Annotated in this window: 20 protein-coding genes, 1 other RNA gene and 1 pseudogene; 10 read left to right on the top strand and 12 right to left on the bottom strand. The window is 56.2% G+C overall.

Annotated features, from left to right (window positions below; genetic code table 11):
* A pseudogene (locus tag JGZ97_RS17760) lies at positions 1-158 on the top strand (IS256 family transposase); the annotation flags it as partial.
* A gap of 943 nt (positions 159-1,101) precedes the next feature.
* Here the strand turns inward: JGZ97_RS17760 and JGZ97_RS17755 are convergent.
* Genes JGZ97_RS17755 through JGZ97_RS17740 form a run of 4 tightly spaced genes read right to left on the bottom strand, consistent with a single transcriptional unit; the run spans position 1,102 to position 3,403 of the window.
* Entirely contained in the window at positions 1,102-1,626 is a 525-nt protein-coding gene (locus JGZ97_RS17755) for a hypothetical protein (RefSeq protein WP_207064048.1), read from the bottom strand.
* A 13-nt stretch (positions 1,627-1,639) separates the two neighbouring features.
* Positions 1,640-2,467: a hypothetical protein gene (locus JGZ97_RS17750; RefSeq protein WP_207064047.1), complete on the bottom strand. Its 828-nt coding sequence runs from the start codon at positions 2,465-2,467 to the stop codon at positions 1,640-1,642.
* A 7-nt stretch (positions 2,468-2,474) separates the two neighbouring features.
* Positions 2,475-3,230: a hypothetical protein gene (locus tag JGZ97_RS17745; protein WP_207064046.1), complete on the bottom strand. Its 756-nt coding sequence runs from the start codon at positions 3,228-3,230 to the stop codon at positions 2,475-2,477.
* 17 nt (positions 3,231-3,247) lie between these two features.
* Entirely contained in the window at positions 3,248-3,403 is a 156-nt protein-coding gene (locus JGZ97_RS17740) for a hypothetical protein (protein ID WP_207064045.1), read from the bottom strand.
* 248 nt (positions 3,404-3,651) lie between these two features.
* On the opposite strand from JGZ97_RS17740, the gene JGZ97_RS17735 reads away from it, so the two are divergent.
* A complete protein-coding gene (locus tag JGZ97_RS17735) occupies positions 3,652-4,281 on the top strand; it encodes a tyrosine-type recombinase/integrase (RefSeq protein WP_207064044.1) in 630 nt (209 codons plus the stop codon).
* Positions 4,282-4,400: 119 nt separating this feature from the next.
* Here JGZ97_RS17735 and JGZ97_RS17730 read toward each other — a convergent pair whose 3' ends face one another.
* Positions 4,401-5,105, bottom strand: coding sequence for a hypothetical protein (locus JGZ97_RS17730; protein WP_207064043.1), 705 nt, complete (start codon positions 5,103-5,105; stop codon positions 4,401-4,403).
* A gap of 338 nt (positions 5,106-5,443) precedes the next feature.
* On the opposite strand from JGZ97_RS17730, the gene JGZ97_RS17725 reads away from it, so the two are divergent.
* Positions 5,444-5,638, top strand: a complete 195-nt coding sequence (locus JGZ97_RS17725; protein ID WP_207064042.1) for a site-specific integrase — start codon at positions 5,444-5,446, stop codon at positions 5,636-5,638.
* A 435-nt stretch (positions 5,639-6,073) separates the two neighbouring features.
* On the opposite strand, the gene JGZ97_RS17720 is transcribed toward JGZ97_RS17725, so the two are convergent.
* The 5 genes from JGZ97_RS17720 to smpB all read right to left on the bottom strand — a co-directional run bounded on the left by JGZ97_RS17720 (position 6,074) and on the right by smpB (position 10,821).
* Entirely contained in the window at positions 6,074-7,465 is a 1,392-nt protein-coding gene (locus tag JGZ97_RS17720) for a hypothetical protein (RefSeq protein ID WP_207064041.1), read from the bottom strand.
* Between the two features lie 295 nt (positions 7,466-7,760).
* Positions 7,761-8,015, bottom strand: a complete 255-nt coding sequence (locus tag JGZ97_RS17715) for a hypothetical protein (RefSeq protein ID WP_207064040.1) — start codon at positions 8,013-8,015, stop codon at positions 7,761-7,763.
* A gap of 65 nt (positions 8,016-8,080) precedes the next feature.
* Entirely contained in the window at positions 8,081-9,793 is a 1,713-nt protein-coding gene (locus JGZ97_RS17710; RefSeq protein ID WP_207064039.1) for a site-specific integrase, read from the bottom strand.
* Positions 9,794-9,895: 102 nt separating this feature from the next.
* Positions 9,896-10,257: a transfer-messenger RNA gene (gene ssrA, locus JGZ97_RS17705) on the bottom strand.
* Between the two features lie 87 nt (positions 10,258-10,344).
* Positions 10,345-10,821, bottom strand: coding sequence for an SsrA-binding protein SmpB (smpB, locus tag JGZ97_RS17700; RefSeq protein ID WP_207064038.1), 477 nt, complete (start codon positions 10,819-10,821; stop codon positions 10,345-10,347).
* 175 nt (positions 10,822-10,996) lie between these two features.
* Here smpB and JGZ97_RS17695 point away from each other — a divergent pair, with 175 nt between their 5' ends.
* From JGZ97_RS17695 to JGZ97_RS17685, 3 genes are read left to right on the top strand one after another with little or no spacing between them, the layout of a single operon-like run.
* Positions 10,997-12,364 carry a sodium-dependent transporter gene (locus tag JGZ97_RS17695; protein ID WP_207064037.1) on the top strand — a complete coding sequence of 456 codons (1,368 nt, stop codon included), beginning with the start codon at positions 10,997-10,999 and terminating at the stop codon, positions 12,362-12,364.
* Between the two features lie 24 nt (positions 12,365-12,388).
* Positions 12,389-12,823: a type II toxin-antitoxin system RatA family toxin gene (locus JGZ97_RS17690; protein ID WP_207064036.1), complete on the top strand. Its 435-nt coding sequence runs from the start codon at positions 12,389-12,391 to the stop codon at positions 12,821-12,823.
* 11 nt (positions 12,824-12,834) lie between these two features.
* Positions 12,835-13,131, top strand: coding sequence for an RnfH family protein (locus tag JGZ97_RS17685; protein ID WP_207064035.1), 297 nt, complete (start codon positions 12,835-12,837; stop codon positions 13,129-13,131).
* 1 nt (position 13,132) lies between these two features.
* Here JGZ97_RS17685 and JGZ97_RS17680 read toward each other — a convergent pair whose 3' ends face one another.
* Positions 13,133-13,471 carry an outer membrane protein assembly factor BamE gene (locus JGZ97_RS17680; protein ID WP_207064034.1) on the bottom strand — a complete coding sequence of 113 codons (339 nt, stop codon included), beginning with the start codon at positions 13,469-13,471 and terminating at the stop codon, positions 13,133-13,135.
* An 86-nt stretch (positions 13,472-13,557) separates the two neighbouring features.
* On the opposite strand from JGZ97_RS17680, the gene fur reads away from it, so the two are divergent.
* Complete coding sequence (fur, locus tag JGZ97_RS17675) at positions 13,558-13,989, top strand: ferric iron uptake transcriptional regulator (protein WP_207064033.1); 432 nt, start codon at positions 13,558-13,560, stop codon at positions 13,987-13,989.
* A gap of 91 nt (positions 13,990-14,080) precedes the next feature.
* On the opposite strand, the gene recN is transcribed toward fur, so the two are convergent.
* A complete protein-coding gene (recN, locus tag JGZ97_RS17670) occupies positions 14,081-15,739 on the bottom strand; it encodes a DNA repair protein RecN (protein ID WP_207064032.1) in 1,659 nt (552 codons plus the stop codon).
* A gap of 154 nt (positions 15,740-15,893) precedes the next feature.
* On the opposite strand from recN, the gene grpE reads away from it, so the two are divergent.
* The 3 genes from grpE (at position 15,894) to dnaJ (ending at position 19,798) form a co-directional block, all read left to right on the top strand.
* Positions 15,894-16,523: a nucleotide exchange factor GrpE gene (gene grpE, locus JGZ97_RS17665; RefSeq protein WP_207064031.1), complete on the top strand. Its 630-nt coding sequence runs from the start codon at positions 15,894-15,896 to the stop codon at positions 16,521-16,523.
* Positions 16,524-16,621: 98 nt separating this feature from the next.
* The gene (gene dnaK, locus JGZ97_RS17660) at positions 16,622-18,541 is read left to right on the top strand and encodes a molecular chaperone DnaK (protein ID WP_207064030.1); all 1,920 of its coding nucleotides are present in this window, start codon (positions 16,622-16,624) and stop codon (positions 18,539-18,541) included.
* Positions 18,542-18,661: 120 nt separating this feature from the next.
* Positions 18,662-19,798: a molecular chaperone DnaJ gene (gene dnaJ / locus JGZ97_RS17655; protein ID WP_207064029.1), complete on the top strand. Its 1,137-nt coding sequence runs from the start codon at positions 18,662-18,664 to the stop codon at positions 19,796-19,798.
* The last annotated feature ends 241 nt before the right edge of the window (positions 19,799-20,039 follow it).

The raw sequence follows: 20,039 nt of genomic DNA, 5'->3' as shown, positions 1-20,039 counted from the left end.
CCAAGACTCGCCGATCATTCCCGACGGACAAATCAGTGATGAAGGTGCTCTATCTGGCCTTGCACCAGATCGCCAAGAAGTGGACCATGCCGATACGGGACTGGAAGCAGGCGATGAGCCAATTCATAATCCTGTTCGGTGACCGGATATCACATTGATCAACCGCCACTTACACAGAAAAATTTACAGTCTCCCCCTTCCCTGCATGGGCCCCTTACCCCGGCTGACGCAGTTCTGCAATGCTGGGCCGCATTTTGAGGATCACAGATCGATGTGGAGCTAACGCTTGGCTCTACACCTTTGCTGAGCCGCAAATGGTTGAGTTCGCTAATCGGGTGGCTGAAGAGATTCCTCACCACGGGGTGCTGAGGTTTGAATCATTGCCCGAAAGGTCAGGACAATGCACCTTGGAACAGCCCGGCACGGAAGGAAACTTGCCCGAGTTAATCTGGGATGATCCGAACTCCGCTGCCCATTACCCAGTACATAGCCATCCGATTAGTTGCGACGTAGCAGTCATCCCAGATTATTATAGTTTTCTAACCTGTATCGGAGAGTTCAGGCAGAAATTGATCGAATTATTTGAGACCGAGGTTGGTTCCACCAATCGGGGTCATGTTCCAATGACATGTTCCGATTCTTGGTCCAAGCCGTAACCTGATTAACTACCTTCAAGATTAGTTTCCAGCCAACTCGCTACTTGAAGGTGTTACCATCGACTTTGAAGCAGTAAGTGCTGGGACAGACGAGCATTTATTAGCACCCCGATATCGACACTCACGCTTTTGTTTGGAATCCTTATTTTGCCTAACTGATGGCTGCCAAGGGATGGTACTCCGTCTTTCGTTTTGTCCAAAAGTGTTCTGGCTGAACCCGGTGCCATGCATCCTAGCGAGACAGCCTTTTGCAGATCAACTGTCCGTTTCTTTACGCATAAGCTGTCATTCTTCGCCATTTTTGCGCATAAATCTCTAGCCCTTGAACAGTAGGCGCTTCGAGAGACCTAAGTGCATACCCAGCGCCTAGATAACAACTCGTAGCACAACCACATACCGATAGTTTATAAAAAACATTAAAGATCGCTACTAGAAAACACTATTTTTATCTTCGGCATTTATCTGTATGGTGGGGCATATGGCATGATAGAGATCCTACCAATCCATATTTGCTGTGGAAAACCTCTCCTGCCTCGTTAAATATAAACCTACCATTTCTTACGGAAATCTGATATAGAAATGGGTCTCCATATTCTCTATTAACTTCAGAATACTGTTTAAATTTTTGGTCATCCACATCAAAAAAACGGTTAACTATCGTGCTGGAATTGATCCATGATTCATGATGATATTTTCTATCGGAGTAAAATCCAGCAACCTTCCACTCCCGCCTTTCCTCTTCAAACTCCAAATAATAGCACCGCCCCTTCCACACTTCATAGTCAGGGATATTTGACGTTGAAAATATTCTAAGAATCGATATTTTTGGCCTAAAAACCTCTTTTGTTATATATGTCCTCCAAGATTTCTCTCCACTTACCCAAGGGCAATTTTTGTTGTTAATAGGCGTCTGACCTTGTGCATCAGAAACAATAAAAATAATAGCTGCAAAGGTAACTATACACCTCATTTTAATTATCCTATTACGTTGGCCCAGGAATAGGGGTAGGTTGCGGTTGCGGTTGCGGTTGCGGTTGCGGTTGCGGTTGCGGTTGCGGTTGCGGTTGCGGTTGCGGTTGCGGTTGCGGTTGCGGTTGCGGTTGCGGTAGGGTACGCAGCTGTTGTCGCAGACGTTCTAAAGCCTCTCTCGATCTTTGTATCTCTTCTAGGCGCTTTCTCTGTAACTCCTGGCTCTGCACATAACCTTCAACGATTTTCCTGTGCTCAGCCTGGCGGCTTTCTCTTGTTAATTCAATCCTCTTATTTTCTTCTTGCAAAGCCTTGGCGCGATTAAGTAACTTATACATCCTCTCCCAAAAATTGCGTTTATTATCTTCTTCCAGTTCGTTAAGCTGATCTTCCAAAATATTTATATATTTTTCAGTAAGCTCTATGTTTTTCTCTAAATCTTTAAGCTCGCTTTCCATGGGCGACAGGTCTGTAGGATCTAAGATTTCATCTATATATTTTCCTTCTTCATTCTTATACCTCAAAAAACTTGCAGCGCTTTTCATCGCATGCCACGCCCGCTTTAAAACATTTATATCCAGCCCTCCCTTTCTTAGATTATTCAATGCCTCCTTAAAGTTTTTTTCAGCCTCTTCCCTAAGGCCTTTTAGATCAGAATATTTTTTGTAATACGCATACTTTTTCTCGTAATTGTCACGCTTTTTACTCAACTCCTCACTGAGATCGTGATGATAATCCTTCCAGGTATCTATGGTGTTACTTATCTCATCTTCATTCGAGACGACACCGTAACTAAAAGGTGCGAACATCAAATAAGTAAGAAGTAGTATTACTCTAACCATATCTCACCTACCGATAGTTCGGAATGCCACTATCGATCCGCTTAAAAACCTCATCCAATTTTTCCTTAACCTCAGAAAGAACAACGTCAACTTTTGATGCAGATTCTAGACTAGACCGTCTTAATTTTTCACTCTGATCCGAAACAACTTTTATTCTCTTATAAATATCCACTATCTCAGAGTTATTTATCAAACCAGCTTCTAAAGATGTTTTCAATCCCCCTCCTTGCTCGGCAACGATTACTTTTATCCTTTCAAGGTCATCTGAAATTTTATCTAATTCTTCATCTATTCGACTAGATAGATCTGATATTTCAACCTTTATTTTTTTAAGCTCGTCTGAAATTTTATCTATTTCTTCATCCATCCGATTAGATAGATCTGCTATTCCGGCCTTATTAATTTGAATTGACAATAAAATCTCGCAACCAGTTAAGCTTGGTGAAATCGCTATATCTGGAGCGTAATACACTAAACAAGCACTTCTATATAATTCACCACCTATACGCAAATAAGCAAAACCAACTAAATCAATTAAATCATCTCCATAGAAGGAATAAGCCTCTTCCGGGCCACTAAAAACATACAGGGCCACACGGCCTTTTTTTCCGTCGTACGGAATCGCCCCCTGCCTTTCCGCATTAGAAATATCTTTCTTCTGTAGAGAAATTATTTTTTTTTGATCCGGATCCAAAGGAAGGCCTGAGCATGCCGTCAATAAAAAAGAAACAATAGTGATAAAAAAATGCCTAAGCTTCATCATGACCCTCGCCAATTTCGTTAGAATTCTTCAAATTTAAGAACAAGCCAATCCCAAAAAGTATCGATAACTCCTGCTGGTCTGGTGTCGGAAACCATAGGCACAGATAGAATTAAAAACTTATCAAGACTACAGCGGAAACGAGAGGCTATATCAGAAAAGCGTTCCTTGCCCACACTCCCCTCCTGCTCTTTGGCGGTAGAAGAAAGTATAAGGCGTCAGACATCCAACGGCGATGTAGTGGGTAACAATAGGTCACGAATTTAAATTTTGCGACACTTTGAATATCCGCTTCGGGGCGCTTCCCGCCATTCAGGTATAGCGCTTAAGGCGTCTGGTTTGTTCGCTCTGCGGCCACTGTGCAGCCTCGCTTGGGGCCTACTAACCATACTTAATGACCTTTCAACAGCGGAGGGTCATCACTATGGAGCAGAATCTAAGTAACACCACCTCGGCATCGGTGCCTTGGAACAAAGGCAAAATACTCGGGCAAAAGCGCCCCCTCAAGCTAAAGGAAATATGGGGGATTCGTATTCGGCTGGAGATTGCGGGCAAGACTCGTGATCTCGCCATGTTCAACTTGGCGATTGATAGCAAGCTTCGAGGGTGCGACCTGCTAGGACTACGTGTTCGCGATATTTGTCACGGTAACCATGTACTTCATCGAGCAACCATCATCCAACAGAAGACAGGATTGCCTGTCCATTTTGAAATAACCGAAGTGACGCGATCGTCTGTCGCTGAATGGATAGCGAAGCGGCAGTTGCAGAGCCAAGACTATCTATTTCCGGGATTGAGCGGTGTCGATGTGCATCTTACAACCAGGCAGTACGCACGGATTGTAGATAACTGGATCGCGAGCATTGGACTCGATACCTGTGATTATGGAACTCACACGATGCGGCGAACCAAGCCAACGCTGATTTACAGGCGTACAGGCAATCTCAGGGCGGTTCAGCTGCTACTTGGGCACACGAAGATGGATAGCACGATTCGCTATCTTGGTGTTGAGCTTGATGATGCGCTTGAGTTGGCCGAGCAAACTGAGGTGTGATCGACCTCAGTGGGGGGCTGACTTGGTTCAGCCCCTGGCCCCATTTCGGACACTAGAAAGGGATGGGTTAGGCGGCAGCTAGCAACACTAAGCGGCCACTGAATAAAAACGATAACGCCTTAATCAGCCGCGCCGCTTTTTGGCGTCGGCTGGCTTTGTTTGTTAGGCTCTTCTTGCCAAGGCCATTTGCCAGCCCCTAACTTATATGAGCTACCTGCTACCAAGGCGATGACTGTTGCTATTACTCCAACCAAGCTCCATAGCTGGGGTAGCGATAACATAGATACTAACTTTCCAATACTAATCTTGGACAGATCAACTTCAGTACTTGAAGAAGATTGTTTTTTCTCTTCTACCGCTTTCTTCCAACTTTGAAGGAAACCTTTAAAGCTATCGGACTTAACAACATCGGGATGGAGATCAGTCCAATAAACTCTCCAATCGTAACCGTTCTCAATGAGCCCTTCAGACTTAAGACCATTTTCCGCAACAACCAAAAGGGGGAGTTCAAATGAGTAAGCCATGGAGGCTTCAATATGATTCCAAGTGGTTGGTAGTTTAATGTTTGATATTGAAAATGTTTGGCTCTTCTTGAGCTCTATACCTTCATTAAATTGAGTACGAGTAAAAGCTATTATTACTGCGCCATCACACTCTCTCATTATTTTCTTAATGGCTCTCAGTGGTTGCTCATGAGACCATTCGTTCTCTCCCATAATTCGCGCAGACATACCAACTGTATCAAGCATTTCCAGCACAGCATCAACAAATGCTCTTTGTTCATCTGTCGCTGCACTACCTTTACTGATAAATACTTTCGTCATATGTATGTCCGTGAGTATTTTGGAGTCTAACAGCTTATTCTTGAGCGCACTCGTTTTGCCGTATTGATGTCCTGAATACGGTTTCGCAAGCAACTGAAAAGATGAAGAAATTCGAAAACACCTGCTATCTTCCTCCGATGAAAACGAGCGTGCGCATATATCTTGGTAGGGTGGCACGGTATCTCCGTGCCTGCTTTTCATAAGTCACTGATCATGCAGCAATCACTTCAATGTTTCCAGACTAAACCGTGCATCTCACGTGGACAAATCGTGCCTGCTCACTGGCAAACCCGAAATAAGCTGTATATACATACAGTGCAAGTTATGGAGGTGATACCATGGGCAAGAGTGCTTTTCTGGAGAGCGTACGCGGCGAGATCAGGCTGCGCGGCTATAGCATGAGGACAGAGAAAACCTATCTGACTTGGATACGCCGTTACATTCGCTTCCATCAATTGAATCACCCGGCCAACATGGGCGCGGATGAGGTTCGCGCCTATCTATTCCCTACGCCATGTCGGCCGGCTAGATAAGAGGTTGGCTGTCCGCGCGTAAGGCGCGCCGGGTTAAAATCGCGGAGGGTCCGGCGCCAACCTGTTGGCGATGGAGACCGCTATTTTTAGTCGGCAGGGCCGCCGCGCACCAGCCTAAGCGCTCGGGGCAGAAGATTTCGACATAAAAAACATGGCCCGCCAAAACTTCTGCTCCCTGAGCCCCTGGGGCGGCACCCAGCGCGGGTCCGGGGCGCGCAGCCCCGGTTAATAGGCGCTTCGCCTCCGTAGGTTGAAAGCCTTCGAGCGGCGTTCGCTGTCACGCCTGCGTGAAGCGAATTTCCCGCCTCGCGGGAGATAGCAGCGGCCGATAGGTGCCAGGCAGTGGGCTGTTGGCGTGCGGGGTGATGAGGACTCGCTGCATAAAAAAGGGCGGCCCTCGAAGCTGCCCTGATTATGTCGCGTTGAGAGGCTGCGCTAGCTGTCTTTCAATTCGGTTTCTGGATGTCGCTTGGCTTTCACCCACTTTCCAAGCGGCAGGCTCAAAAGCTTCTTGATCCGTTCGAGTCCACCGTGGAACACGCGTTTCGCCTCAAGCATCCGCACCCAACTGGCAATGCCCTCCGGCTGCGCCAAATCATCCAGCACGCGAGTTGGCGTTTTGGATACCTTCTTGGCGGCTGAGCGAAACTCGGTGACCTGGTCCCGTTCCTGTTGGGTTCGCTTTTTGGAAGGTGTCTTTAGATACGGGGCCTTCCGGTCGACGTCGCGTGATAGCGTCCTCGCGGCGATGGGCAGAAAGCGCTGAGCGGCCTTCAGCTCCCGCTCGAGCGATGCCACGTGCTGCTGAAGTGCGCCGATTTCGGGTTGCTTGACGGCGCGCTCCTGTGCCTTCAGTTGCGCATAGGCGTGTTGTTCACGGGTGAGTTGTTCGGTCTTCTGGTTGATACCGCGCTGGGTTTCGGCTTGCTCCTGGCAGAGCCGATCCCGTTCCGCGTCCAAGCCCTCGACCAGCGCCCGCAGTCTGCTGAGTTCCCGTTCTTGCTCGGCGATAGCGGCCAGCTCGTCGGCCTTCAGGGCATCCCCGTCGGCCAGTTGCTGTTGCCGCTCGGCGGCCTCAATCTCCAGTGCGTCGAGGTCCGCTTCGAGGGTGGCGTGCAGTTCGGCGACAGTCTTGTTTCTTACGTTCGCCAGCTTGAAGAGGCGCCGGGTGTAATCATTCTCTGATTCACCTTCTTGGCGGGGGTTCTCGGTGGCGGTCTGTTTGAGCTTTTCTATTGTCTTGGTACCGCGCTGGATGCCCAGGGGCGAGAAGGCATGACCCGCCATGTCCTGGAGGTTCGATAGATCTCCTTTCTTGATCGATTTGGTAATCGGCCTGTGGGTTTTATCGCTGAGCGCGGTGCATAGACAGTGATAGTGCACCTTGCCTTCATCGTTGTGTCGCTGGACGGCGATAACCCGTACGTGGTGTTTTCCGGCGAAGGTATGGGCCAGTTTGAAGGTGCACTGATCGAGTGCGTCGCCTTGGGAGTGAGGATCCACGGATCGACTGAAGGTAATCAGCAGCTCGCAGAAATGGTTGGCGTTGCTCGGCAGTTTCCGGTTGTTGTGCGCCAAATAGCGTCCCGCCTGATCGTCCATGACGGTTTGGCTGGTAGCTTTCAACACCGCGTACTGCGCTTTCCCCGATGGTTCACCGCGCCGGTAGCGGTGGTGGGTCGCTGAGAGCGGGTTGGCCGGATCGAAGACCCAAAGGTCGTTTTCGATTATCGGATCGACATAGTTAGGGGCATGATTGAGGCCGTGGTTCAGTGGCCGGTGTGCGTCTTTGTGCCAGTGAATTCTGGCCGATACCATTTTATTCATGATAAGCACCTCCGTTGTGCTCGTGGGTGAGGCCTGCCTGGGGCGATCCGTGCCCGGCGGTCAGGCAAAAAATCTTGTTTACAAGGTGTAACCTACTAGACCCCTGCCCTGTGCCCTCCCCCAAGCGATGAAGCGGGGGGAGGGAACAGGGCAGGGGTCTCTCCGGCCAGAGGGGGGAGAAGACCCCCTCTGGACACCCCCAAAAGCCACGGCAAAAGCGTCTTGCGTTGTAAACAAGGCGCTGTGGGCCTGTGAGGATCGGTTTGCGTGAAACACGGTTGCAATGTCCTCCGTATCAGATGGCGTGGGCGTCGCCACGCATCAGATTCACCGGCAGGTACTCGCCGATCTGCCCGCACCACCAGCTGAACTCGAGATGGTGGATGGCATACTGGTTGTCATTGCCCTGCCAGAGGCCCGACGCATCGAGCTTCACCTCAAACGGCCGGCCGTCGCGGGGATTCTGGTAGGCGTACTTGCAGGTGGATTTGATCCGGGCATAGAGGGTGAAGCTGCCCGGGGCGGGTAGGTCGATGATTTGCTCTTCCATCAGGGGTTCTCCATTTGAGTGGACGGGGGGCTGCCTTCCCCCGGTGGGGGAGGGCGTTTTGGGGGTCAGGGGGTGTGCGGCGTACGCGCCTGTTTGGCCCGGTAGGCGCGCAGCAGGTGCGCTTTTTTCACCGGACGTCCGACACAGGCCTGGAATTCCTTGTAACGCGCCCAGTGGATGTGGTCGGTCGACACGCCGTAATCGATCAGGTCGATTTTGGATTTGAGCCAGCGCAGCGTGGTGAGGTTGATATCCTTGCCGTACTTCGAGGTGGTGGTCTTGCCCTCGTGCCCGACGATGCAGGCGATCTTTTCGTCAGGCTCGTCGTGTTCCGAGTACAGGTGCTGGGTGACCGTGTGCCGGTTGCTGTGGAAACACTTGCGCTCGGGCGTGGCGAGGCCGATCTTTTTCAGAAATTTCTCGTTGTACCAGCGGCCGGCTTTTTTGCCGAATTTATTCTTGGGATCCCAGGTGAGGTCTTCGAAAAGCTGGCCGTGCTCGCCGTCGGCGGCCCGCCGCTCGGCCAGGAACTCTAGGAAACCGGCGTTGAGAATCGCCGCGTGCAGGGGCACGGAGCGACGGGACGCTTCCGTCTTCAGGCTTTTTTGCCTTTCTTTATTGGCCTGCGGATCGTCTTCGGTAATCGACAGATACCAGATCCCGCCCAGGCAGCGAACGTCCTCCACGCGCAGCTGGCACAGCTCGTTCAAGCGCGCGCCGGTGTAAGGACCCAGCAGCGGGAGCCAGAAGTAGGCGGAAATATAGGCCTGCGGGTGGTGCCCGGGGATCTCGGTGTTGGTGTACAGGTAACTGTGGAGGATCTGATGAATGTCTGAGGCCTCGAAGGAGGGATAGGCGTTCGAGGACTTGGGGAGCGAGAGCAGCAGGTGCCTGGCGATATCGCGGGTGTGGTAGCCCTCGGCCCAGGCGAACTCGACCAGGCTTTTGAAGAGCTGGAAATAGGCTTCGGCCGTGCGTGATTGGAGCTGTTCGCAGTCGGCGCTGTCGTTTAGGTGCGCCTCGTAGCACGTGATCAGGTGTTGGCGATAGCGTTTGGCATCTTGGCGCGTCAGTTGACTCCACGGGGTATCGGCGCCCAGGTGGGAGACGATCTGGTCCAGGCGATACAAACGGTTCTGGCGGGTTGATGCATCGTTCCATTTACCGGCGCTAACCTGCTCCTCGGCGAACTCCTTCGCCACCTGGCGCACCGTGATCGCCTCACCGGTGGGCCCGTGGTGATTGCCTTGGGCGAGCAGGCCGAAATAGGCGGCCAGCTCGCGGTTGGCGGCGTCGGGGTCGGCGAGGTCGGAATACACGCGCTGGGCGCCGTCGGGCAGCACCTCGATGACAGTCCTGTTTTCAATGGCGTGGCCGTGCGGCGTCGGCGGTGTCTGTTCGGCGCCGCGGATGATCTGGATGCCGGGGTGGAAGGTCGGCGGGTTGGCGCGGGGGCGCTCGGGCATTGCTATGGGCATAAGACGGTTCCTTGTCAGTGATTGCTTGAGTGCATCAATTCTTTCGGCCACCTGATCCATGGTGGCTTCGCTGCCCATTTTATCAAAATTAAAGCCAATAAAAACAACTAGTTGGCGGAAAAGACACATTGCATCATATATGATGCGCCGCGCCTCGTTTGTGTGCGCCGTGGCCAGGCTGAAGGTGAGTTCGGGGCCCAGATCGGGCAGTTTTTGGCGTACCGACGCCGGCCAGTGCAGCCGGGCATGGTAGATACCGCTCGGGCGGCGGCGGACAGTGTGGGGAACGCGTGCACCCATAGTACAACCTCCATCTTCGTGGCAGGTTATCGGTGCACAAGGTCAGTTGAGGAGAGAGTGGCTAAGCCGCAGGCCACGGGCCATGCGGCTTTTGCCATTTGTTGGTGGAGCTGGCGGGACTTGAACCCGCGTCCACGATGTTTCCGAACCAGTGATCTACATGCTTAGTCAGTCTATTCGTTAACCCTCAGGACTCCGGCTGACAGGATTCCTTCGGGCGAGCCGGATTGGTTTTAACGTTTCAGCTCCCGGCGAAGCCTACGCGCGATCCTGTATGGGATGACCTTCCGAACCCCAGTCTACAGGCAAGCATGGGTGGAAGGGCTCTACGCAGTTGTTTAGGCTGCTAGAGCGTAGTTTTCGTCGTTTGCGACTATATGTTGGTAAGGTTGATTTACGTGATCACTTACCGCTCACGGCATGCACACAGGACATACGCACCATGTCGAAACCAAATCAGCCCCGAAAATCGATGTCTGTGTAGGTGTCCATAATGAGGGCGCGGCGCGCCCGATTCAACCCTTGGAGGCGCAATAGGCGCCAAAAGTTCATCAGCTGTTGGCCATGATCCGGCGTTTCTGCCGGTTCCAGTCCCGTTCTTTCTCGGTCGCCCGCTTGTCGTGGAGCTGCTTGCCCTTGGCCAGGGCGATCTCGCACTTCACCTTGCTGCCTTTCCAGTACAGCGCCATGGCGATGCAGGTGTAGCCCTTCTGCTCCGTGTGGGCGAAAAGCCTGGCCAGTTCGCGCTTTTTCAACAGCAGTTTGCGGGAGCGCTCGGGGTCGGCTACCACATGGGTGCAGGCCGTCTGCAGGGGGCTGATGTGAGCACCCACCAACCAGGCTTCGCCGTCTTTGAGAAGCACGTAGCTGTCGCGCAGCTGGGCCTTGCCGGCGCGCAGGCTCTTCACTTCCCAGCCGAGCAGGGCCAAGCCCGCCTCGTACCGATCTTCGATCTGGTAGTCAAAGCGCGCTTTCTTGTTGAGGGCGATGGTGCTGCCGCCGTTGGGGGATTTTTTCTTCTTTGTCATAGCGCGGCGATTATATAGGCTGCCCAGCCCTAAGTCATCGGCGGGACGGGGACATTTGCGGGTGAAATGCGCCTTTCCTGTGTCCTGCTCCGCCGGAGGGGTGCCTTGTTTCGTCAGTTCAGTACGCTACAATCGCGCATCTTTTAGACAGTAAATAGCGGACGGCAGTAGGTAGATGCACGATCAACAATCAGTACATGGCTCCTGGAGCAGTCGCTGGGTCTTTATTCTGGCGGCGACGGGCTCGGCGGTGGGTCTGGGTAACATCTGGAAATTTCCCTATATCGTCGGTGAGAACGGCGGCGGGGCCTTTGTGCTGGTCTACCTGGCGTGTATCGCCCTGGTCGGGGTGCCGATCATGATGGCGGAGGTGGTGGTCGGTCGCCGCGCTCGCCAGAGCCCGATCAACGCCATGCGAGAAATCGCCGCTGAAACAGGCGCCTCTCGGCACTGGTCGCTGGTGGGCTGGTGCGGTGCGTTGGCGGGGTTCCTGATCTTTGCCTTTTACAGCGTCGTTTCCGGATGGGTGCTGGCCTACGTTTTCCATGCGGCCAACGGCACCTTCACCGGCGCCGGAGCCGAGCAGGTGGGGCGGCTGTTCGATAACTTGTTGGCTGACCCCCAGGCGCTGACTATCTGGCATACGGTCTTTGTGTTGCTGGTGATGGGGGTGCTGGCCCGCGGGGTAAACCGGGGCCTTGAGCAGGCGATCCGCGTCCTGATGCCCTCCCTGTTCGTGTTGCTCCTGTTGCTGTTGATGTACGCGCTCATGACCGGCGCTTTCAGCCAGGGGCTCGATTTTCTTTTTAGCAGCGACTGGTCCAAGCTCACCTGGAACTCGGTGCTGGTGGCGCTGGGTCACGCGTTCTTTACCCTGAGCCTGGGGATGGGGGCGATCATGGTCTACGGCTCCTATATGCCGAAGAAATCGTCGATTGCTGGCACGGCGATGACGGTTGCCGCCCTGGATACGCTGGTGGCCCTGGTGGCCGGCATGGCCATTTTCCCAGTAGTGTTCGCCAACGACTTGGATCCGGGGGCCGGCCCCGGCCTGATGTTCGTGACCCTGCCGGTGGCTTTTGGGCACATGGCTGGCGGCCAGGTGTTCGGCTTCCTGTTCTTCCTGATGGTGGCCATCGCGGCCTGGAGTTCGGCCATCTCTCTGATGGAACCGGCGCTGGCTTGGCTGGTGGAGCGCTTTAAGATCTCGCGTCCGCTGGCCGCCCTGGCGCTGGCGGTACCCGGCTGGTTGCTGGGCCTGGGCGCTCTGGCCTCCTTTAATATCGGGAGCGAGTGGCTGTTCCTGGGCATGACCTTCTTCGACCTGCTCGATTTTGTCACCGCCAACCTGATGCTGCCGCTGGGCGGGCTCATACTGGCGCTGTTTGTCGGCTGGTTCGTGAAAGCAGAGATCAGCAGGGACGAGCTGGCCATGAAGAACCCGGCCTGGGTGACGCTCTGGCGGTTCCTGCTGCGTTTTGTGGCTCCGGCTGCGGTGCTGGTCGTCTTCGTGGCAAGCCTAGTAGACAAGCTGGGTGGTTGAGGGCGTTGAGCCGTAGGTGAACGGATGACACAAGTCGATCGCAGTGCGCTGGTGCTCCACTCCGCGCAGGAGATGTTCAACCTGGTGAACGATGTGCCGAGCTACCCGCGCTTTCTGCCCTGGTGCTCCGGGGCGGAAATTCTCGAGCATGCTGACGGTGTCATGGTGGCCCGCCTGGACGTGGCCAAGGCGGGCTTCAAGTACAGTTTTACCACTCGCAACCGGCTGTGCTCGGGGTCGATGATCGATATGGAACTGGTCGACGGGCCGTTTACCGCCCTCAGCGGTACCTGGAGCTTTACTCCCCTGAGCGAGGAAGCCTGCAAGGTGGGGCTGAGCCTGAACTTTGAGTTTTCCGGCAAGCTCACCGGCCTAGCCATGGGCAAGGTGTTTAACCAGATCGCCGTGGCCATGGTTGATGCCTTTTGCGCCCAGGCGGATGAGCGCTACGGGAGTTGAGAGAGGTTGCCATGATCAATGTTGAAGTCGCTTTCGCGCTGCCTGACGAGCAGAAGATTATTCCGGTCAAGATTGAGGAGGGCGCTACGGCCTACGATGCCGTGGTGCGTTCGCGCATCGTGGAGGTGTTCCCCCAGATTGATATCGAAAACGCCAAGATGGGCATTTTCGGCAAGGCGATCCGCGACCCTAAGACCGAGGTGTTGCGCGAGGGGCAGCGGGTGGAGATCTACCGGCCGCTTAAGATCGATCCCAAGGAGGCCCGGGCTAACCGGGCCGCCAAGCTGAAGGCGCAGCAGAAGGGCTGAATTACTCGGACGCGGCGGCGCCCAGGGGGCGGAAGTTGCCGTTGAAGTGGGTCAGCGCATCGTCTTCAAAAAACAGGGTCAGGCGCTCCTGCTGGCGCGGTTCGCCACCCTCTTTGAAGGTGAAGAGGTAATCCCAGCGCTGTTGGTTGAAGGTATCCATGATCAGGGGGGTGCCGAGTACGAACCGCACCTGGCGCTTGGTCATCCCGGGCCGCAGCTGGTCCACCATTTCCTGGGTCACCAGGTTTCCCTGCTGAATATCGATCTTGTGGACACCGGGAAAGAACGAGCACCCGGCCAGACCAATGATAAACGAAACGATAATTATTGCTTTTTGCATTTGTGAACGGGTTCCACTATAGCCGCGAAACCCGGATAATACAGTACAGCAAAAGCCGGTCCAAGCCAGGAGCCCAGAGAGCCATCATGACTGTTGAAAACCAGGAACTGCGCAAGGCGGGACTCAAGGTCACCCTGCCCCGCGTCAAAATCTACCAGATTCTAGAGCGTGCCGGCGAAGGGGATCACTGGAGTGCCGAGGACATCTACAAGCTGCTGATGGAGTCGGGCGAGGACGTGGGCTTGGCAACCGTCTACCGGGTGCTGACCCAGTTTGAAGCGGCGGGCCTGGTGGTGCGGCATCATTTCGAGGGTGGGCACTCGGTCTTCGAGCTGGCTGCCGACGAGAAGCATGACCACATCGTCTGTGTGAAGTGTGGCAAGGTGAAAGAGTTCAGTGATCCGGTGCTCAAGCAGCGCCAGGATGAGATCGCCAACGAGCTGGGTTTTGAAATCTCAGACCGCACCGTTTACCTCTATGGCGAGTGCAAAGGCGGTTGCGACAACGACGCTTCCTGATCGCCGTCCTTTCCGGGGCTATAAAAAAACCGGGCTGAGGCCCGGTTTTTTTGTGGCGCCGCTTGTGCTGCGCGCTCCCGTGCTGGCGTTTTTACTCTAGTGCCAGCATCTCTTCGGCATGGTCCAGTGAGCGCTGGGTGATGTCGATGCCCGCCAGCATGCGGGCGATCTCCTCCACCCGCTGCTTTTTTTCCAGTCGAACCACCCGGGTGGCTGTTGAGTCCGCATCGCGCCGTTTCTCTACCTGCAGGTGCTGGTGCCCCCGCGAGGCGACCTGGGGCTGGTGCGTGACGCAGAGCACCTGGCAGCGCTCGCCGAGACCCCGCAGCAGCCGGCCCACGACCTCGGCGATCGCGCCGCCGATACCCACATCCACCTCGTCGAAGGCAAGTACCGGGGTGGCTGCCACCTGGGCGGTCACCACCTGTATCGCGAGGCTGATGCGCGAGAGTTCGCCCCCGGAGGCGACCCGGGAGAGGGGTTTGGGGGGCTGGCCGGGGTTGGTGCTGATCAGGAATTCGGGCTCTTCCAGACCAAAGGGGCGGGGCGCGACCGGTGCCAGGGCAGCTTCGAAGCGGCATGCCGGCATGCCCAGCAGGGCGAGCTGCTCGTGTACCCGTGCCTGCAGTTGCTCGGCGGTGGCGCGGCGCTGTTCGCTCAGCTCCTCGGCGGCACTGCGGTAGTCTCGTTCGGCCTCGCGGGTCTCTTCTTCGAGCGTGGCCAGGGCCTCGTCGGAGAGGCTCATCTGCGCCAGTTCTTCGCTCAGGCGCAGGTGCAGAGTGGGCAGTTGCGCCGGGTCCTCCCGGTGCTTGCGGGCAATCTGGTAGAACAGGCTCAGGCGCTCTTCAACCGTCTGCAGCCGCTGTGGGTTGAGCTCCACGTTGCCGAGAAAATGGCCCAGCTCGTTTGAGGCCTCTTCGACCTGGATCAGGGCACTGTTGAGCATTTCGGCGGTGCTGGCGAGGGCCGGGTCGTCCAGACCCAGGGCATCCAGTTGCTGCAGGCACTGGTTGAGCAGGCTGGCACAGTTGTCCGTATCCCCCTCGGTGGTGAGCTGGCGGACCTGCTCGCCGCCCTGCAGCAGCTGTTCGGCATTGGCCAGCTGTTTCTGTTCGGCTTCCAGCGCGCTCAGCTCGTCCTCTTCTGGGGCGAGTTGGTCCAGCTCCTGTACCTGGTAACGCAGCAACTGCTCCCGGGCGCTGTCTTCATCGCTGCGTGAACGCAGGGCCTTGAGCCGTTCGTCCAGCTGATGCCAGTGACGGTAGGCCCTGGCGGTGCGGGCGGCGAGGGGGTCGAGGCCGCCGAAAGCATCGAGCAGGGTGCGGTGATGCTCCTTGCGTAGCAGGCGCTGATGTTCGTGCTGACCGTGCAGATCAGCTAGGTGTTCGCTGAGTCCTTTCAGGCTCTGCAGGGGGCAGGGGTTGCCGTTGATGTAAGCTCTTGAGCGGCCGTTGGCCCCGACCACGCGGCGCAGAATGCAGTCATCACCGTTATCCAGATCGTGCTCCTGCAGCCAGGTTAGCGCCTCGGGCACCTGGCTGATGTCAAAGCAGGCGCTGATTTCCGCACGCTTGCAGCCGGTACGCACCATGTCGGCTTCGGCGCGATCCCCTAGGGCCAGGCCCAGCGCATCCAGCATGATTGATTTGCCGGCCCCGGTTTCGCCGCTGATCACGGTCATTCCCCGGTTAAGCTCAAGCTCCAGGTGGTCGATGAGGGTGAAGTCGCGAATGGTCAGGTGGGTCAGCATGGGCGTGTCCTGATGATGATACGAACATGTGTATATATACAGTAGTTTGCCGCGGTCTGCCAATGAAGAAAATTTCGCCTTGAATCTTCGCACGCCATCCCCATATAGGGGACTCAGACCTGTTGAGGTATCACGGCAGTTAGGGGAGAAACGAATGGCAAACGAAGACAAGGCCAAGCCTGAACAGACCGAGGAGCAGCCTGCGGCCGCTCAGACGGAGGAGAATCAGACGGCAGAGGCGGCTGAAGCGGAGTCCGGACAGCTGGAAGCGGACAGCATCGAGGGCCTCCAGGCCGAGCTGGAGCAGGCTTTGGCCGCCGCCAGTGAGGCCAAGGATCAGGCGCTGCGGGCTACGGCGGATGCGCAGAATGTGCGCCGGCGCGCCGAGCAGGATGTGGAAAAAGCACGCAAGTTCGCCCTGGAGCGCTTTACCAACGAGCTGCTGCCGGTGGTGGACAGTCTGGAGCGGGCCATCGACTCGGCCCAGGATAACGGCGCCGAAACCTCGGTCAAGGCCATCCGCGAAGGGGTTGAAATGACCCTGAGCATGTTTGTGGCGGCGTTGAAGAAGTTCAATGTCGAGGCGGTGGATCCGGCGGGTGAGCCCTTCGATCCGCAGCTGCACCAGGCGATGTCCATGGTGGACAACCCGGACGTGGAGCCCAACACCGTGATCCACGTGATGCAGAAGGGTTACCTGCTCAACGAGCGGCTGGTGCGCCCGGCCATGGTGATGGTGTCCAAAGCTCCTCAGGATGCACCGAAAATCGACGAGCAGGCTTGAATCCGCAGAAACCAGACCAATATAGGTTAACAGTCAACGAATCTTACCGGTGTTGAAGCGCGGCTTTTTCACCGAGCAACCGCTAACGGAGTTTAACAATGGGCAAAGTGATTGGTATCGACCTGGGTACAACCAACTCCTGTGTCGCGATCCTCGATGGTGACAAGAGCAAGGTGATTGAGAACGCCGAGGGCGATCGTACAACCCCCTCCATCATCGCCTACACCGATGACAACGAAATTCTGGTCGGCCAGTCTGCCAAGCGTCAGGCGGTGACCAACCCCAGCAACACCCTGTTTGCCATCAAGCGCCTGATCGGTCGTCGCTTCAAGGACGACGTGGTGCAAAAAGACATCAAGATGGTTCCCTACAAGATCATCGAGGCGGACAACGGCGACGCCTGGGTCGACGTCAAGGGTAAGAAGCTGGCCCCCCCGCAGGTCTCTGCCGAGATCCTCAAGAAAATGAAGAAGACCGCCGAGGACTACTTGGGTGAGCCCGTCACCGAGGCGGTCATCACCGTGCCGGCCTACTTCAATGACTCCCAGCGTCAGGCCACCAAGGACGCCGGCAAGATCGCCGGTCTAGAGGTCAAGCGGATCATCAACGAGCCCACCGCCGCGGCCCTGGCCTACGGTATGGACAAGAAGTCCGGCGACCGCACCATCGCAGTTTACGACCTGGGTGGCGGTACCTTCGATATCTCCATCATCGAGATCGCCGAAGTGGACGGCGAGCACCAGTTCGAGGTGCTCTCCACCAACGGCGACACCTTCCTGGGTGGTGAAGACTTCGACCTGCGCGTCATCGAGTACCTGGCCGAGTCCTTCAAGAAGGACACCGGTATTGACCTGCACAGCGACCCGCTGGCCCTGCAGCGCCTGAAGGAAGCTGCCGAGAAGGCCAAGGTGGAGCTCTCCTCCAGCCAGCAGACCGACGTCAACCTGCCCTACATCACTGCCGATGCGTCCGGTCCCAAGCACCTGAACGTCAAGTTGACCCGGGCCAAGCTCGAGTCTCTGGTCGAGGACCTGGTGCAGAAGTCCCTGGCCCCCTGCGAGATGGCCCTGAAGGACGCCGACGTATCCGCATCCGACATCGACGACGTGATCCTGGTGGGCGGTCAGACCCGGATGCCCTTGGTGCAGGAAAAGGTTAAGGCCTTCTTTAACAAGGAAGCCCGTAAGGACGTCAACCCCGACGAGGCCGTGGCCATGGGTGCCGCCATTCAGGGCGCCGTGCTGGCCGGTGAAGTCAAGGACGTGCTGCTGCTGGACGTGACTCCGCTGACCCTGGGTATCGAGACCATGGGTGGGGTGGCGACGCCGCTGATCGAAAAGAACACCACCATTCCTACCAAGAAGTCGCAGACCTTCTCGACTGCCGAGGACAACCAGACTGCCGTGACCATCCACGTGGTTCAGGGTGAGCGCAAGCAGGCGAGCCAGAACAAGTCCCTGGGGCGTTTCGACCTGGCCGACATTCCGCCGGCGCCTCGCGGCATGCCCCAGATCGAAGTGAGCTTCGACCTGGACGCCAACGGCATCCTGCACGTCTCTGCCAAGGACAAGGCGACCGGCAAGGAGCAGTCCATTGTCATCAAGGCCTCCTCCGGTCTTTCCGATGAAGAGATCGAAAAGATGGTGGCTGACGCCGAAGCGCACTCCGCCGAGGACAAGAAGTTCGAGGAGCTGATTAGCGTTCGTAACGCCGGTGACAGCATGGCGCACACTGCCAAGAAGACCCTCGAAGAGGCTGGTGAGCACGCGACCGAGGAGGAGAAATCCAAGATCGAGGCCGCCATCAGCGAGCTGGAAGAGGCGCTCAAGGGCGACGACAAGGAGGCCATCGAGGCCAAGACCAGCGCGCTGACCGAGGCGGTCTCTGCGGTGGCCCAGAAGATGTATGCCGCCCAGGCCGAACAGGGGCAGGCGGAAGCCGCCGGCGAGTCCGAGCAGGCGTCCAGTGACGACGCCGTTGATGCCGAATTCGAAGAGGTGAAAGACGACAAGAAGTAACCCTGTCGTCTCAGCCCTTCGAAATTCGAACGGAGCAGCGCGGGGTCACCACCCGCGCTGCTGTTTGCGTTATGCGCGGCGGGTTTTCGTGACCCGAGGTATTCACTGACAAGGTTGGTTATGTCCAAACGAGATTATTACGAGGTGTTGGGGGTCTCCCGGGACGCTTCTGATCGCGATATCAAGAAAGCCTATCGGCGCATGGCGATGAAGTACCACCCTGACCGTAATCCCGGCGATAAAGAGTCCGAGGATCGCTTCAAGGAGCTCAGCGAAGCTTACGAGGTGCTCTCCGACTCTCAGAAAAAGGCCGCCTACGATCAGTACGGTCACGCCGGTGTTGACGGCCAGGCCGGGCCTGGCGGTGCGGGCGGCTTTGGCGCCGGCGGCTTTGGCGATATCTTCGGTGATGTGTTCGGGGATATCTTTGGCGGCGCGGCCGGTGGCGGCGGGCGACGCTCCCGGGTCCATCGCGGTGCGGACCTACGCTATAACCTGGAACTGGATCTTGAAGAAGCAGTGCGCGGGGTTGAGAAGCAGATCCGCATTCCGACCTTGGTTGCCTGTAAGCGCTGTGATGGCAGTGGCACCAAGGCGGGCTCCAAGCCCCAGTCCTGCGGCACCTGCGGCGGCATCGGCCAGGTCCGGATGCAGCAGGGGTTCTTCTCCGTGCAGCAGACCTGTCCGGCCTGTCATGGCGAGGGCACAGTGATCAAGGATCCCTGTCCCGACTGCCGTGGCCAGGGGCGGGTGCAGGAGAGCAAGACCCTGTCGGTAAAAATTCCGCCTGGCGTTGATACCGGCGATCGCATTCGCCTGGCCGGCGAAGGCGAAGCGGGGGTTCACGGCGGGCCGGCCGGTGACCTCTTTGTGCAGGTGGCGGTGCGCGAGCATCCCATCTTTGAGCGCGATGGCCGCAACCTCTTCTGTGAGGTGCCGATCAGCTTCGTGGACGCCGCCCTTGGCGGGGAGCTGGAAGTGCCGACGCTGGACGGCCGGGTCAAGCTCAAGGTGCCGGAAGAGACCCAGAGCGGCCGTCTGTTCCGTCTGCGCGGAAAAGGGGTTACCCCGGTTCGCGGGGGCGCGCCCGGGGATTTGATGTGTCGCGTGCTGGTGGAGACGCCGGTTAATCTCAGCAAGCGCCAGAAGGAGCTGCTGCGCGAATTTCAGGCCAGCCTGGATGAGAAGTACGAAAAGCACAGCCCGAAGAAAACCAGCTTTTTCGACGGTGTGAAAAAGTTTTTTGAAGACATGTAGCCGCCAGCGCGGTTTACAGATCAAACGGCGGCCTTGGGCCGCCGTTTTTGTTTCAGGTGCTCAGTCGTCTCCGGAGGTGTGTAGTTCTCAGCCAAACGGAGACGCTTTGGCTAGCCCGCATTTTTCATGAAGGGGTAAACAGAAACGGCTGAAAGCCTTATGGTTGTTGGTGTCGAGCCTACTTCCACGCAGCTACAGCCGTGAGCAAAATGTTACCACAGTCGTTTCAGTTTTCACCCCT

This window comes from Motiliproteus sp. SC1-56 (assembly GCF_017309075.1).
In the GTDB taxonomy this organism is placed as follows: Bacteria; Pseudomonadota; Gammaproteobacteria; order Pseudomonadales; family Balneatricaceae; genus Motiliproteus.
Note: the sequence above shows the minus strand (reverse complement) of the source record. Positions and strands in the feature narration are given on the sequence as shown.